The organism is Serratia sp. PL7 (assembly GCF_945957435.1).
Genome location: NZ_CAMFLB010000035.1, coordinates 1 through 15,119, shown reverse-complemented (window position 1 = coordinate 15,119; position 15,119 = coordinate 1). Strand labels below are relative to the sequence as shown.

15 protein-coding genes are annotated in these 15,119 nt (G+C 51.6%); 11 read left to right on the top strand and 4 right to left on the bottom strand.

The window, feature by feature from the left end; translation table 11 throughout:
* Nucleotides 1-2 precede the first annotated feature (2 nt).
* Complete coding sequence (lpxA, locus tag N6G83_RS49545; protein WP_199063777.1) at nucleotides 3-794, bottom strand: acyl-ACP--UDP-N-acetylglucosamine O-acyltransferase; 792 nt, start codon at nucleotides 792-794, stop codon at nucleotides 3-5.
* A 608-nt stretch (nucleotides 795-1,402) separates the two neighbouring features.
* Between lpxA and N6G83_RS49540 the strand changes: the two genes are divergently transcribed.
* Nucleotides 1,403-1,828 (top strand): universal stress protein, encoded by a 426-nt coding sequence (locus N6G83_RS49540; RefSeq protein WP_211135842.1) that lies wholly within the window; start codon nucleotides 1,403-1,405, stop codon nucleotides 1,826-1,828.
* A gap of 68 nt (nucleotides 1,829-1,896) precedes the next feature.
* Here the strand turns inward: N6G83_RS49540 and N6G83_RS49535 are convergent, their stop codons facing one another.
* Nucleotides 1,897-2,481 (bottom strand): hypothetical protein, encoded by a 585-nt coding sequence (locus N6G83_RS49535; protein ID WP_211135843.1) that lies wholly within the window; start codon nucleotides 2,479-2,481, stop codon nucleotides 1,897-1,899.
* 592 nt (nucleotides 2,482-3,073) lie between these two features.
* Between N6G83_RS49535 and N6G83_RS49530 the strand changes: the two genes are divergently transcribed.
* Nucleotides 3,074-3,439 (top strand): SH3 domain-containing protein, encoded by a 366-nt coding sequence (locus tag N6G83_RS49530; RefSeq protein WP_024528630.1) that lies wholly within the window; start codon nucleotides 3,074-3,076, stop codon nucleotides 3,437-3,439.
* 523 nt (nucleotides 3,440-3,962) lie between these two features.
* Here the strand turns inward: N6G83_RS49530 and N6G83_RS49525 are convergent.
* Nucleotides 3,963-5,654, bottom strand: a complete 1,692-nt coding sequence (locus tag N6G83_RS49525) for an aspartate:alanine antiporter (RefSeq protein WP_037375189.1) — start codon at nucleotides 5,652-5,654, stop codon at nucleotides 3,963-3,965.
* A gap of 342 nt (nucleotides 5,655-5,996) precedes the next feature.
* On the opposite strand from N6G83_RS49525, the gene N6G83_RS49520 reads away from it, so the two are divergent.
* A complete protein-coding gene (locus N6G83_RS49520; RefSeq protein ID WP_065685365.1) occupies nucleotides 5,997-6,386 on the top strand; it encodes an inner membrane protein YbjM in 390 nt (129 codons plus the stop codon).
* A 53-nt stretch (nucleotides 6,387-6,439) separates the two neighbouring features.
* Here N6G83_RS49520 and N6G83_RS49515 read toward each other — a convergent pair whose 3' ends face one another.
* Nucleotides 6,440-6,703 (bottom strand): GrxA family glutaredoxin, encoded by a 264-nt coding sequence (locus tag N6G83_RS49515; RefSeq protein WP_021804981.1) that lies wholly within the window; start codon nucleotides 6,701-6,703, stop codon nucleotides 6,440-6,442.
* A gap of 238 nt (nucleotides 6,704-6,941) precedes the next feature.
* Between N6G83_RS49515 and N6G83_RS49510 the strand changes: the two genes are divergently transcribed.
* From N6G83_RS49510 to rlmC, 8 genes are all read left to right on the top strand, one after another.
* Nucleotides 6,942-7,241: a YbjC family protein gene (locus N6G83_RS49510; RefSeq protein ID WP_021804980.1), complete on the top strand. Its 300-nt coding sequence runs from the start codon at nucleotides 6,942-6,944 to the stop codon at nucleotides 7,239-7,241.
* 57 nt (nucleotides 7,242-7,298) lie between these two features.
* On the top strand, nucleotides 7,299-8,201 hold the full coding sequence (gene rimK / locus N6G83_RS49505) for a 30S ribosomal protein S6--L-glutamate ligase (RefSeq protein ID WP_059200358.1): 903 nt from the start codon (nucleotides 7,299-7,301) through the stop codon (nucleotides 8,199-8,201).
* 174 nt (nucleotides 8,202-8,375) lie between these two features.
* Complete coding sequence (locus N6G83_RS49500) at nucleotides 8,376-8,855, top strand: YbjN domain-containing protein (RefSeq protein ID WP_024528635.1); 480 nt, start codon at nucleotides 8,376-8,378, stop codon at nucleotides 8,853-8,855.
* A gap of 395 nt (nucleotides 8,856-9,250) precedes the next feature.
* A complete protein-coding gene (gene potF, locus N6G83_RS49495; RefSeq protein ID WP_199063597.1) occupies nucleotides 9,251-10,360 on the top strand; it encodes a spermidine/putrescine ABC transporter substrate-binding protein PotF in 1,110 nt (369 codons plus the stop codon).
* A 188-nt stretch (nucleotides 10,361-10,548) separates the two neighbouring features.
* The gene (gene potG, locus N6G83_RS49490) at nucleotides 10,549-11,682 is read left to right on the top strand and encodes a putrescine ABC transporter ATP-binding subunit PotG (protein ID WP_211136449.1); all 1,134 of its coding nucleotides are present in this window, start codon (nucleotides 10,549-10,551) and stop codon (nucleotides 11,680-11,682) included.
* 24 nt (nucleotides 11,683-11,706) lie between these two features.
* Complete coding sequence (potH, locus tag N6G83_RS49485) at nucleotides 11,707-12,669, top strand: putrescine ABC transporter permease PotH (protein ID WP_021804975.1); 963 nt, start codon at nucleotides 11,707-11,709, stop codon at nucleotides 12,667-12,669.
* Nucleotides 12,666-13,511: a putrescine ABC transporter permease PotI gene (potI, locus tag N6G83_RS49480; protein ID WP_074028914.1), complete on the top strand. Its 846-nt coding sequence runs from the start codon at nucleotides 12,666-12,668 to the stop codon at nucleotides 13,509-13,511. The genes potH and potI overlap by 4 nt, the downstream gene beginning before the upstream one ends.
* A 144-nt stretch (nucleotides 13,512-13,655) precedes the next feature.
* Nucleotides 13,656-14,783: a 23S rRNA (uracil(747)-C(5))-methyltransferase RlmC gene (rlmC, locus tag N6G83_RS49475; protein WP_211136448.1), complete on the top strand. Its 1,128-nt coding sequence runs from the start codon at nucleotides 13,656-13,658 to the stop codon at nucleotides 14,781-14,783.
* Nucleotides 14,784-15,119 lie beyond the last annotated feature (336 nt).

Sequence of the window (15,119 nt, the reverse complement as noted above, 5' to 3'; positions counted from 1 at the left end):
GACTAGCGGATAATGCCGCGCGCCGAGCGTGAGAAGAAAGAAGTAAACCATTGCAATAGCGGATAGGTTTCGCTCAAAAGCTGCACCTCCTGTTTCACCTTATCGATCGCCAACGCATGATGATATAGCCTGTTGTACAGGGCTTGGATCATTTGCTGTTGCTGAGCGTCCAGTGATTGAAAGGCTGCCGCTGATTCGTTAACACCGATGGGGGCCGCGTGATTGCCACTGGCGCTGACAAAAGGTGGAACATCCTGCACTACGCCGGACTGATGGGCGATATGCGCATGAGCACCCAACAGACAAAACTGATGTATCGCGCACATATTGCCGATCTGCACAAAATCATCCAGTTCAACATGCCCGGCCAGCCCCGAGTTATCACCAATAACCGTGGTATTGCCGACAATGCAATCATGGCCAATGTGGACATTGTTCAAGAACAGGTTGTCATTGCCGATAGTCGTTCGCCGATAGCCTTGAGCAGTACCGCGATGAATGGTCGCATTTTTGCCGATCCTGTTTCTGTCGCCGATCAACACGTCCGTAGCTTCACCAGCATATTTCAAATCCTGATTCACTTCGCCGATAGTGGAAAACTGCCCGATAACGTTATTGCAGCCAATACGGGTGAGGCCGTTAATACTGACATGAGAGGCTATCACCGTGTCATCACCAACCTCGACGCCAGCTGCGATGATGCAGAAGGGGCCAATGCTGACGCGCGCACCGATAATCGCCCCCGGTTCAATCAAGCTGTTGCTTGCGACCCGGGCAGAGGGAGAAATTGACATTGCGTTATCCTGATGATGGCGCGTGGCGTTTCCGGCACTCAGGGCCAATCATGGGTAAATGATTAAGCCGAAGTCTGGATTAATCTGGGAGTAAGCGTCGAATGGGAGGGGGAAAGGGTTGGGTGATGGAGGCCTGGTGATTTTTCTTATCGACGGGGCCGAGTATAAGGAGTTCATGGGCATATCACACCATCATATATTTTCTTTATTTTTTGAACCTTTCTGTAATGGAAGATGGGGCCGGAGGGCTTGAATGCGGATCGGCACCGAGGCTGCAGACATTCCCTCTCCAAGGTGACAACATAGGGGGCTGTATCATGCTGCGCCCGTTTGAGTAAACAATGGGTTAGCTCACGCTTGCTATGGCGCTTAAGACACTTGGGAATCCAGTTTTACCTGGTTTTGCACCACTTCCTGCGCCTTGGTATAGCGTTAAATCAACATATGAAAGAGTTTATCTGCCTGCAGATTTTGCAGTAGTGCCTGATGCCGAGATGGGTTATTTCAGCAGTAGAATGATAAGAGGATAAGCAGCTACTCTCAGGCTAGACTAGAATTAATAGGTAGGTTATCAGGCTGGGTATTAGGTAATACGGAGGGCCGACAATATGACTTATCAACATATCGTTATTGCAACCGATCTGAGCGATGATGCCGAACTACTGGTGCGTAAAGGTTCTGAATTGGCTGGCGCACTGCAGGCCAAGCTGTCGTTGATTTATATCGATGAGCAAGCTAACCACTACAGCGAGTTTGGTAGTGGCGAATTCAACTATGCCGATAAGACCTTCTCTGAACGAGTGAAAAATATGCTTAACGCTATCCAGCAGCAAGCGGAGTATCCCATCAGTGAAGTGATCATTGGCCGTGGTGATCTAAGCGAAGCACTGAACAATGCCATTCGTGAAAAAGGCATTGATTTGGTGATTTTTGGTCACCACCACGATATGTGGAGTCGTTTGGTATCCAGTACGCACCGTACGATCAACCATATTGCGGTTGATATGCTGGTGGTGCCGATAGAAAAACATTGATAGGATGCTGGTTTTTACTCCGCCCGCTATTATGTTATTCTGCATAATAGCAGGAGGCATGGATCGGATTACTCTATTGAAGGGAAACTCCTTTCCACGAGGTAATTCAGTACGTTAATATCATCATTGAGCATCTCCGAGGGGAGGTTTTTTAGAATTTTATCTCTAATATCGGTCTTTATAAAGAAGAGTGACGTATTTGAATAGAAAAAAGGATCCATCAAGTAAATAGAAACACCGTCATTGTATAGCTCCATATAGTCACTGCCGATAAGTGGGGTTTTCTTTACGACGGTGGCGTACTTACTGGCTAGAATTGCACTGATAAGACTAAACTGATCGTTTTTAAATTGTAACTGCAGTGCGGATAAATTTTTATTCTGATCAAACAAGACAAAGACATCTTTGATACTTTCAAAAATAATATTGCTTCGCTTGTCCTTGTTGTTATCGGGTGTTTCTTTATAAATGTTCCCTCTGAGTTCGTTATTATAACCTACATTTACCGCTTCCGGATGAGTCGCCTTAAAAGTATCCTCCGTTGTCTGACCAAACTTCACCGTAAGCGTACCTGTGCTGACTGCGCTTAAGTTCCCACAAAAAAAGGAACTGGTTAAAACCAGAAAAAGGTAACCTAAAAAACTCACTTTCATAATGCAATCCTATAAATCCTTTCTGGATTGTGAAATGACACATAAAAAATCATTAAACTGCCAAAAATCGGTGTTTTATTTCTGGTGCTGTTATTGTGTTGGTTTTACATGCTTACCTCCCTGGTATAAATGATATTTGGAATCAATGTCAGACTTCCTTCGTTGAGCGGCAATACCTCGGCGTTTCACTACGTTGTCATTAAAAGAATAGTGTTGTCAATAACCTCGATAGGTTAAATTCTGTCAGTTTAAAATATGATATTGCGGTTGGCGTTATTTGTGATAGATGTCTCCTCCAGCTTTTATACACTGCTGCATTCGGCATTTATGTGTCGTATCGACGGCCATCGTCGACATGACCTGTACTGGGGGAAGACTGATATCGTGCCGTTACTTTGTCACCCGCGGGTTGAGTTGTAGCACGTGGTTATAAAGAAAACTTTTCTATCTATCAATGAAGTATGAGCAAACTATGGATTGGGTAGGCTTCAGATGATCAGTTGCGCGATGAGAATTAATAGTTGCATACTGTGTATGCATACAGATTGTCGTAAGCGTCAGAGGAAGGTAGATGGCATTTATGAGGACTAACATGAAATTTATCGCAATAGGGCAACATCGAAGTGAATATCCAGATCCTATAACGTTCAAAAGTGGAACTCAGCTTATTATAGGGGATAGGTATGAGGGCGATGAAGGTTGGGATAATTGGTATTTCTGTACAATACCTAATCATGCCGGTGGATGGGTTCCAGAACAACTCATAGAACGAAGCAACAAACCCGGTCTTGGTATAGCTAAAGATGACTATACGGCCAAAGAACTTGATGTTAATGAGGGCGATGAATTGCTGGCGATAAAATTCTTGAATGGCTGGGTATGGTGCCAGCGACTCTCAGATCAAGATATTGGTTGGGTACCGAAAAGCATTCTTCAGGACATCAAATCAGGCCGCTAGCTTGCATAAGAGTTTGAGTGGCGCCGTCGCAGTCCTCAAAGCCGTAATCAATACGGATGAGTCTACGCTCAAGCCCGGCAACACCGAGTAGGGCTTTGGCGCGCGCCTCCTTCGGCCTGAGCCTTTTGACGTTGTGGCCCCAGCTAGCGTCCAAATGGCCTCCAGCGGCTCCCAGGTTGATAATGAAGGCATTACTAACATCACGGTGTGTTAATCAATGGGGTGTAAGTCAAACTGACAAGAAGCAGGTTTTTTTATGGCAGTAAAACGTGAGCCGCCACTTTGTCGCCACCCAGTAAAATGACGTTCCCTAAGTGACGGTTTTTAAGGGGCGTAAATTTCAGGCAACAAAAAACCCGTTAATCTTGAACCTAAAAAGGCGGGACTAACGGGCTCCACAAAATGGGGACATCAAAGAAAAGCAGTGGCACTAATTCAGACTATGTCCCGATCGAAAAGTTCTACCGGTTGCTAGAAAAAGCAAAAAATATTTCGCCATGGCACGACTTCTCAGACCGCCTTGCTACCCCATTAAACCTGGCCAGATCACCACGATGAGTGAACCTGCCAAGGTTAACAACACGTTAGCGATGGCGTAGGTGCCCGCATATCCCAACGCAGGAATATTACTACGTGCAGTGTCACTAATGATTTCCATCGCCGGGGCGCAGGTACGTGCTCCCATAATGGCACCAAACAGCAGGGCACGGTTCATGCGCAGAATGTAGGCACCGAACAGGAAGCAGATCACTACCGGTACCAGGCTGACGATCAAGCCTGCGATCAGCATCTGACCACCTACTGCGCCAAGGGTATTGCCGATACCGGCCCCTGCGCTCAGACCCACACCGGCCATAAATACCATCAGGCCGAACTCTTTCACCATGTTCAACGCGCCCTGAGGGATATAACCAAAGGTCGGGTGGTTGGCTCGCAGGAAGCCCAGCATGATGCCGGACATCAATAGCCCTGCGGCGTTACCGATACCAAAGGAGAAGCTGCTGGTGAACTGAATGGTGATCTGGCCAATCAGCAGGCCGATGATAAAGAAGGCGCAGAATGCCAGCAGATCGGTGACCTGGCTATGAATGGAGATAAAGCCGATCTTCTCTGCCACGCTTTTTACCCGGCGGGCATCGCCGCTGACCTGCAGTACATCGCCTTTGTTCAACACGATGCTGTCATCGATCGGCATTTCAATCTGGCTGCGGATCACGCGGTTGAGGAAGCAGCCATGATCGGTCAGCTTTAACTGACTCAGGCGCTTGCCTACCGCATTGCTGTTTTTGACCACGATCTCTTCGGTCACGATGCGCATATCCAAGAGATCCCGGTCGAATACTTCCTTACCGTTACGGAAGCTTGGGTCCAAGCGTGCGTGAGCATCAGGGTAGCCGACCAGTGAGATTTCATCGCCGACCTGTAACACCGCATCTCCGTCTGGGTTGGCCAGAATGCCGTTGCGGCGAATTCGTTCGATGTAACAACCGGTTTGGCGGTAAATGCCGAGCTCGCGCAGGTTCTTGCCGTCTGCCCAGGCAACCAGTTCCTGGCCGACGCGATAGGCGCGGATCACCGGCAAATAAACCTTGCGCTGGCTATCGGTATCCAGGCCGCGCTCACGGGCGATTTGTTGGGCAGAGGTTGAGAGATCCTGATGCTGCAGTTTCGGTAGATAACGAGCACCGAAAATCAGGCTGACCAGGCCAATCAGGTAGGTCAGGGCGTAGCCCAGGCTCAGATGGTCTTGGGCTGCAAGCAGTGCCGGGCCGCTGGTGATGGTATTACGCAGCGTGTCGCCTGCACCCACCAACACCGGTGTGGAGGTCATCGAACCGGCGAGCATGCCGGCGGTAAGGCCGATATCCCAGTGGAACAGCTTACCCAGACCGATGGCGATCACCATGGCTGAACCGACCATCACCAGCGCCAGCATGAAGTAGTTTTTGCCGTCGCGGAAAAAAATCGAGAAGAAATTGGGGCCAGCTTCAACGCCGACGCAAAAAATAAACAGCATGAAGCCGAGGCTTAACGCTTCGGTGTTAATGGCAAAGTGTTGCTGGCCAAGCAACAGCGAGACCACTAAAACGCCAATGGAATTACCGAGTTGAACGGAGCCAAGACGAACCTTTCCGAGGCAGAGCCCCAGGGCGAGTACCACAAACAGTAACAGGATGTAGTTACCGTTTAACAAACTTGCGACGTTTATGTTCACGGGGGATAACTTATTGTTTACCAGTAAGTTCTTGATAAAGAACACTATAAGAGTTAGATTCAGCCATAGAGTATATGGATAAAGCTTAGATAACAACCAACCATCGGAAGGCGATCCGAACCATCGAATGGCGGCGCTTATTCTAGTCGCTATCACGTATGACAGCCAGCATAAAGCTGTGTCGGTATACGTATTTAACCCTTTTGACCAAGGAAAAAGTTCAGCCAGCGCTGTCGATTTCGGCTGTGTGTCGCAAGGTCTGTGCGATAGGCTGTTTTTTACGATGTAGTGAGCGGTCACATCGCGATATCCGTCGTTTTTCGGGTATGAGGGGAGAGGTGGATGGTGAGTTATCGATACTGGGTGGGCATTTTCAGCTGCTTTCTGCTCTTTAGCCTGGTTTTTCTTGGCCAGAAGAGCGGTGCCGTCGGCGTGACAGAATCCGAGCATCATGGTGAAACCGGCCTGCTGTTGTTTATTATTCCCGGTTTTATCGCCAGCTATTTGTCGAGCAAGCAGCGTATCCTGTGTCCCTTGCTTGGCGCACTGTGTGCGGTACCGCTGTGTTTGCTCATTCGCCACTTTTGGTTAACGCCCGGCCATTCGTTTTGGCAGGAGTTGGCTTACGCGGTCAGCGCCGTATTCTGGTGTGTGTTGGGTGGGATGCTGTATTTATTAATGCGCATGGTGTTGCATGCGTTGCAACAGTTCTATCGGCGGCAAAAACACTAATCGTAAAAAAGGCCACCTGCGTTCGGTGGCCTTTTTTTGTTCGAGCCTGAAGCTTATTGGAACAGGTTCAGGTTTTCTTTGGCGTAGGCTTCAAAATCGGTGCAGCCGCCAATGTGGGTCTGATCGATAAAGATCTGCGGCACGGTTTCTACCGGTTTGCCCACGGTTTTTTCCAAATCGGCCTTGGTGATACCTTCGGCGTGGATATCAACATAACGGAAGTTGAAATCGTCACGCTCTTCAGTCAATTTCTCTGCCAGCTCTTTAGCACGGACACAGTAAGGACAGCCCGGACGCCCGAAGATTACAGCAAACATGTAACACTCCTAGTCTGTTATTAATAATTAACCGTTATTGTAACGACATTCCTTCCGTCATAAAAAGACTTCAGTTGCGCAATCACTCACGTCATGGCGCTTACTATGCCCGTTGGCTGGGCTAAAAAAAAGCAGGATCTGCCTCTTGGTCTGATTTATAGAACCGATTAATCAACTAGGGCTGTTGCTGTGATGGCGAATTTACTACACTGGACACAGTGAGTCTGGAGAAAAAAATATGCGTTCATTCGGTGACTTACCGCGTTCTGTGCTGGTGCTTGAAGGATTGGGCATGGTGCTGTTGATACTCTCTTATCTGAGTATTCATGACTACGTCCGTTTGCCGGGTATGCTGGCTTCGCAACAGGCGGCGGTTGGCATGATCTTTCTAGGCGTGTTCATGATGGTTCCTGCAGCCGCGTTTTTGGTCTGGCGCGTAGTTCAAGGGTTCGGCCCGCTACTGCGTGGTGGCCAGCCGCCGCAGAACGATCGGCGTACTCCGCCGAAAGATAAACAAGACCAGGGACCGCAAGACTAAACGCGGCTATGGGGAATGCCTGCCAATGCAGGTGATCAACGCCTTTAGGGGTGACGAGTGAAAATTGCCATTCTTTCACGCGATGGTTCGCTGTACTCATGTAAAAGATTGCGTGAAGCCGCAGAGCAGCGTGGGCACCGTATTGATGTTATCGATCCGCAGTCTTGCTATATGAATATCAACCCGGCGGCACCGAGCATTCATTATCGTGGCCGCCAGTTGGAACATTACGATGCGGTGATCCCGCGTATTGGTTCCGCTATTACGTTTTATGGCACCGCCGTGCTGCGCCAGTTTGAACTGCTCGGCAGCTATCCGCTCAATGAGTCCGTGGCCATTACCCGGGCGCGTGACAAGTTGCGTTCGCTGCAACTGCTGGCGCGTCAGGGGATTGATCTGCCCATTACCGGCTTTGCGCATTCGCCGGATGATACCGGTGATTTGATCGAACTGGTGGGCGGTGCACCGCTGGTGGTGAAGCTGGTTGAAGGGACACAGGGGATCGGCGTGGTATTGGCCGAAACTCGCCAGGCGGCGGAGAGTGTGATCGACGCCTTTCGTGGCCTGAACGCCCATATTCTGGTGCAGGAGTATATCCGTGAAGCTAACGGCTGTGACATTCGCTGCCTGGTCGTTGGCGGTAGGGTAGTTGCCGCGATTGAACGGCAGGCAAAGCCTGGGGAGTTTCGTTCGAACCTGCACCGGGGTGGCACGGCCCGTAAAGTGCATATCACCGGCAAGGAGCGCGCTACGGCGATCAAGGCCGTGGAGACGCTGGGGCTGGATGTTGCCGGGGTTGATATCCTACGTGCCGATCGTGGCCCACTGGTGATGGAGGTGAATGCATCGCCGGGGTTGGAAGGCGTTGAAACCACCACCGGGTTGGATATTGCAGGCATGATGATTGAGTACATTGAGCAACGAGCCCGGCCTGGCTTTCGTCTGAAATCTGGCGGGTGATAAATGGCGCTTTCCACTGTCGCGCCAAGCGTATACGGGGGATCGCAGGTTCGGATATGCCGTGCGATGTTGTTGCATTAGTGAATTAAGCGGCTTTGATCGTGGCATCTCGATTGAATATTCCGTAAGCTATGCGCCTTTTCATGTCATTGAACCCTGTGAGGCTGGTAATTTATGGATTCACTCATCGTCCCCGATTTGGCGTTATTACGACGTTGGTTGGATCAGTTGGGGATCTCGTTTTTTGAATGTGACTCTTGCCAGGCGTTACACCTGCCGCACATGCAAAACTTTGACGGCGTATTCGATGCCAAGCTCGATCTGGTGGATAACGTGATCCTGTTTTCCGCGTTGGCCGAAGTCAAGCCAACCGCACTGATCCCGCTGGTGGCCGATCTCAGTCAAATCAATGCCAGCTCGCTGACCATCAAGGCCTTTGTGGATATTCAAGACGATAACTTGCCAAAGCTGATCGTTTGCCAGTCTTTGAGCATCGCTGTTGGCGTGGCCTATGAGCAGTTTGCCCACTTTATGCAACAGGGCGAAGAACAGATCTCAATGGTGATCCTGGAAGCCAGGGCGAACGATCTGCTGTTTATGGGTGATGAAGAAGAGAACCCGGCTACCGTAGCCAGCCAACCGATGCTGCATTAATCTTCGCTGTACATTATGTGTGCCGCAGATCTGGCGGCACGCAGCCCGAACTTTTCCCCACAAACAGATATCCTGCGTTTCTCCCCTGATTGCCAGATATTTATCGTCTTTTAGGGCGTTATTACCGCATCACATACAGCACCCGTGCATAATTAATCGATAAACGGCGTTTTTTACCCTGGAGGCTGGCACCGTCTGGCAACTCCGGTTATGCTGCTGATCTTGCTAAAGGCTCACGCTCCTGTTTGTGACCTCGTGGGCTGGCAGGTGAGAAAATCGCATGCAATCAACTGCATAGCTATTCACTCGCGTTCGCAACGATTGCGCTCGGCTAATCAAAGGCGTTGTATCCTTTCAGGATACAAATTTACCCCTGGTTTTGGAGGAAGTTACGGATGGTCACCCAACGTAAAAAGTGGTTATCGGGTGTGGTTGGCGGCTTGCTGATGACGGCTTGCCTCACCGCGTCGGCCGCAGACAATACGCTGCACATCTACAATTGGTCCGACTATATTGCGCCGGATACCCTGGCCAAATTCCAGAAAGAAACCGGGATCAAAGTGGTTTATGACGTCTTTGATTCCAACGAGGTTCTGGAAGGCAAACTGATGGCGGGCAGCACCGGTTATGATTTGGTGGTTCCTTCCTCCAACTTCCTTGAGCGCCAGTCCAAAGCCGGTATTTTTGAAGCGCTGGACAAGAGCAAGATACCTAATTACAAAAACCTTGATCCCGAAATGTTGCAACTGGTCGCGCATAACGACAAGGATAATAAGTACGGTATCCCTTACATGATGGTGACCACCGGCATCGGTTATAACGTTGATAAGGTCAAAGCGGTGCTGGGCAAAGATGCTCCGGTCAATAGCTGGGACCTGATCCTCAAGCCAGAAAACCTGGAGAAACTGAAAAGTTGTGGTGTCGCCTTCCTGGATGCGCCAAGTGAAGTCTATGCCACTATCCTGCACTATCTCGGCAAAGATCCTAACAGCACCAATGCGGAAGATTACACCGGTGCGGCCAACGATCTGCTGATGAAGCTGCGCCCGAATATCCGCTACTTCCACTCTTCCCAGTACATTAACGATCTGGCTAATGGGGATATTTGCGTGGCTATCGGCTGGTCTGGCGATGTGATGCAGGCCGCCAACCGTGCCAAGGAAGCCAAAAACGGCGTGAATGTGGCCTACTCCATTCCAAAAGAAGGGGCGCTGACCTACTTTGACATGTTTGCGATGCCAGCCGATGCCAAAAACAAAGATGCGGCCTACCAGTTCCTGAACTTCCTGCTCAAGCCAGAAGTGATCGCGGATATCAGCAACCACGTGTTTTATGCCAACGCGGTAAAAGACGCCACGCCGCTGGTGAATGCCGAGGTGCGTGATAACCCGAACGTTTACCCACCGGCAGATATTCGCGCCAAACTGTACACGCTGAACGTACAGTCGCCGAAACTTGACCGTGTCATTACCCGGGCATGGACTAAAGTTAAAAGCGGGAAGTAAAGACCCGTCGTCTTTCAAGCTTGTCGCCTAGCTACAGCTCGAAATTCATAGGGTTTTGATAAGTATAGGGGCTCAGCATGCTGAGCCCGGTATTGATAAGCATGTGGGTTTAACCCGCCTGCATTGCCATTTTGGGCCATGGCAATTGCTGTGGTTGGTCGTACTGCTTTAGCCGGAGAGCACCCCGATTGAACGATGTTATCCCTCGTCCGCTAGCCAAATCGCAGAAGGTTTTCACCCCTCTGCTGGAAATCCGTAACCTCACCAAAACCTTTGACGGCCAGAACGCGGTAGAAGACGTTAGCCTGACGATCTACAAGGGCGAAATCTTTGCGTTGTTGGGGCCTTCTGGCTGCGGAAAATCGACGTTGCTGCGCATGTTGGCCGGTTTTGAACAGCCGACGGAAGGGCAAATTGTCCTCGACGGTCAGGACATGTCCCAGGTGCCGCCATACCAGCGCCCGGTCAATATGATGTTCCAGTCCTATGCGCTTTTCCCCCATATGACGGTGGAGCAGAACATCGCGTTTGGCCTCAAGCAGGACAAAATGCCGCGCGCGGAAATTAACGAGCGCGTCACCGAAATGCTTACGTTGGTGCATATGCAGGAATACGCCAAGCGTAAGCCGCACCAGCTTTCCGGCGGGCAACGCCAGCGTGTGGCACTGGCGCGTAGCTTGGCCAAACGGCCGAAGCTGTTACTGCTGGATGAACCGATGGGCGCGTTGGATAAAAAACTGCGCGATCGCATGCAGCTGGAAGTGGTCGATATCCTGGAGCGCGTGGGCGCGACCTGCGTCATGGTCACCCACGATCAGGAAGAAGCGATGACCATGGCTGGCCGTATCGCCATCATGAACCGCGGCAAGTTTGTGCAAATCGGTGAGCCGGAAGAGATCTACGAGCACCCGAACAGCCGTTTCAGCGCCGAGTTTATCGGTTCGGTCAACGTGTTCGATTGCGTGTTGCAGGAGCGGCGGGACGATGCATTGATCTTGCAAAGCCCGGGTTTACGCCATGCGCTTAAGGTCGATCCTGATTCATCGGTGGTGGACGGTGTGCCTATTCAGGTCGCGCTCCGCCCGGAAAAGATCATGCTGTGTGAGGAAGTGCCGGAAGACGGCTGCAACTTTGCGGTGGGTGAGGTGGTGAACATCGCCTATCTTGGCGATCTGTCTATCTACCACGTGAAGTTGCTCAGCGGGCAGATGATCAGTGCGCAGTTGCAAAACGGCCATCGCTTCCGCAAAGGGATGCCGACTTGGGGTGATGAAGTGCGCCTGTGTTGGGAAACCGACAGCTGTGTGGTTCTGACGGTGTAGTTGAGAAAGTGAGGAGTAACCACCATGACATTGCTTTCTGAACGTTCGCCGGAGCCTCCGGCAAGAGTACCCGGCCCGATTAAGGCGTTTATCCAACGTTTGCAGATGGCCCATGGCCGCAAGCTGGTGATCGCGCTGCCGCTGCTGTGGCTGCTGCTACTGTTTATGCTGCCGTTCCTGATCGTGTTCAAGATCAGTCTGTCTGAACTGGCCTTGGCGGTACCGCCTTATACCGATCTGATGAGTTGGGCAGATGGCAAACTCGACATTGCGTTGAACTTTGCCAACTACCTGCAACTGACCGATGACCCGCTATACATCGATGCCTATCTGCAATCCTTGCAGATCGCGGCGGTTTCAACGCTGTGCTGCCTGGTGATCGGCTATCCGCTGGCATGGGCGGTGGCGCACAGTAAACCGTCGACCCGCAACATACTGCTGCTGTTGGTGATCCTGCCTTCCTGGACGTCATTCCTGATCCGTGTGTATGCCTGGATGGGGATACTGAAGAACAACGGGGTGTTGAACAACTTCCTGATGTGGTTGGGGGTAATCGATCAGCCGCTGGTGATCCTGCATACCAATCTGGCGGTATATATCGGCATCGTTTATTCCTATCTGCCGTTTATGGTGTTGCCAATTTATACCGCGCTGACGCGCCTTGATTACTCGCTGGTTGAAGCCTCGCTGGATTTGGGGGCCAAGCCGTTGAAAACCTTCTTCAGCGTGATCATGCCGTTAACCCGTGGCGGCATTATTGCCGGATCTATGCTGGTGTTTATCCCGGCGGTGGGGGAGTTTGTGATCCCGGAACTGCTCGGCGGGCCAGACAGCATCATGATTGGCCGTGTGCTTTGGCAGGAGTTCTTCAATAACCGTGACTGGCCGGTCGCCTCGGCGGTTGCTACCGTGATGCTGCTGCTGTTGATTGTACCTATTCTCTGGTTCCACAAGCACCAGAACAAGGAAATGGGAGGACAGGGATGAATAACTTGCCGGTAGTGCGTTCACCGTGGCGCATAGCGATTCTGGTGGTTGGTTTCACCTTCCTGTACGCACCGATGCTGATGCTGGTGATCTATTCGTTCAACAGCTCCAAGCTGGTTACCGTCTGGGCGGGATGGTCATTGCGCTGGTATGTAGAACTGTTCCACGATTCGGCGATGATCAGTGCGGTTGGCTTGAGTTTGACCATTGCGGCGGCTTCCGCCACGGCGGCGGTGATCCTCGGCACCATTGCCGCGATGGTGATGGTGCGCTTTGGGCGTTTCCGGGGTTCGACCGGGTTTGCCTTTATGCTCACCGCACCGCTGGTTATGCCAGACGTGATCACCGGTTTGTCGCTGCTGCTGCTGTTTGTGGCTATGGGGCACACCTTTGGGTGGCCTTCTGAGCGCGGGATGTTCACCATCTGGTTGGCGCACGTCACCTTCTGTACCGCTTATGTGTCGGTCGTTATCAGTTCGCGTCTGCGAGAGTTGGATCGTTCGATCGAAGAGGCCGCGATGGATCTGGGCGCGACGCCGCTGAAAGTGTTTTCTGTGATCACCTTACCGATGATTGCCCCAGCGCTGATCTCGGGCTGGATGCTGGCGTTTACTCTCTCGTTGGACGATCTGGTGATTGCCAGCTTCGTGGCCGGGCCAGGGGCCACCACTTTGCCAATGCTGGTATTCTCCAGCGTGCGTATGGGGGTTAACCCGGAGATCAACGCCTTGGCGACGCTGATCTTGCTGGTGGTGGGGATCATCGGGTTTATTGCCTGGTGGTTTATGGCGCGGGCGGAAAAACAGCGTGCGCGCGAGCTGCAAAGGGCCGCTCGTGGCTGATGCACTTGGCGATTAATTGAGCTTCAAGCGCCGCCTGACCGGGCGGCGTTTTATCTTCTCCTGTTTTGGTAAATAAGTTTTTGTCTGCGTTGGGTGGTACAATCTGCGCCCTCATTGGTCATCCTGATTTAACGGTTACTATTCATGTATTGCGCTTTGTACTCGGCGGGCACCTGCCGTTCCTGTCAGTGGCTGGAAAAGCCTTATCCTCAGCAACTGGAAGAAAAACAACATCATCTGCAATCCTTATTGGCGGATCGCGATGTCGCGCAGTGGTTGGAGCCGGTGACGGGTGAACAGAGTGCATTTCGCAACAAGGCGAAAATGGTGGTCAGCGGTAGCGTTGAGCGCCCGTTGCTTGGCATGTTGCACCGTGATGGCACACCGGTAGACCTGTGTGATTGTCCGTTGTATCCGGCCAGCTTTGCTCCGATTTTCGCGGTCTTGAAAGACTTTATCCCCCGCGCCGGATTAACGCCTTATAACGTGGCGCGCAAACGTGGCGAACTGAAATATTTACTCCTGACGGAAAGCACCTTCAGCGGCGGCCTGATGCTGCGCTTTGTGCTGCGTTCTGACAGCAAGCTGGCGCAACTGCGTGCGGCCTTGCCTTGGTTACAAGAACAGTTGCCGCAGTTGAAGGTGATCTCCGCCAATATTCAGCCAGTACACATGGCGATCATGGAAGGCGAGCATGAAATCCCGCTGACCGAACAGCAGGCGCTGGAAGAGCGGTTCAACCAGGTGCCGTTATACATTCGCCCACAGAGCTTTTTTCAAACCAATCCACAGGTGGCTAGCCAGCTGTATGCCACCGCACGGGATTGGGTTCGGGCGCTGGGTATCGCCAGCATGTGGGATCTGTTCTGTGGCGTAGGCGGTTTCGGGTTGCATTGTGCACAGCCGCAAACCAGGCTGACTGGCATTGAAATCAGCGCAGAGGCGATTGCCTGTGCCAAACAGTCGGCACAAACTCTCGGCTTACAGCAGGTGGATTTTCAGGCGCTGGATTCGACCCGATTTGCCACCGCCGAGGGAGAGGTTCCTGAATTGGTCTTGGTGAACCCGCCGCGCCGGGGGATTGGCAATGAGCTGTGTGATTATCTCAACCGCATGGCGCCGAGATATATTCTTTATTCCAGCTGTAATGCGTTAAGTATGGCGAAGGATTTGGCGATGCTGCCGGATTACCGCGTTGAACGCGTGCAGCTATTTGATATGTTCCCGCACACAGCCCATTACGAAGTGTTGACGCTGCTGGTCCGGAAATAACGGCCCCTCACCCTAACCCTCTCCCGCAGGGAGAGGGAATCGATCGAGTGTGTTTCAATAGTAGTGACTTGCCTTGAATGAGGGGCGATCGAGTTTGCTGAGATGAGCTCTTTACTTGCAAAAGAGCAGGGCTATCAGCTCCCTCTCCCCCCCATAAAGAGGGGACCGATCGAGTTTGCTGAGATGAGCTCTTTACTTGCAAAAGAGCAAGGGCTATAAGCTCCCTCTCCCCCCCATGAAGAGGGGACCGATTGAGTTTGCTGAGATGAGCTCTTTACTTGCAAAAGAGCAAGGGCTATAAGCTCCCTCTCCCTGTGGGAGAGATACCGTCTTGTT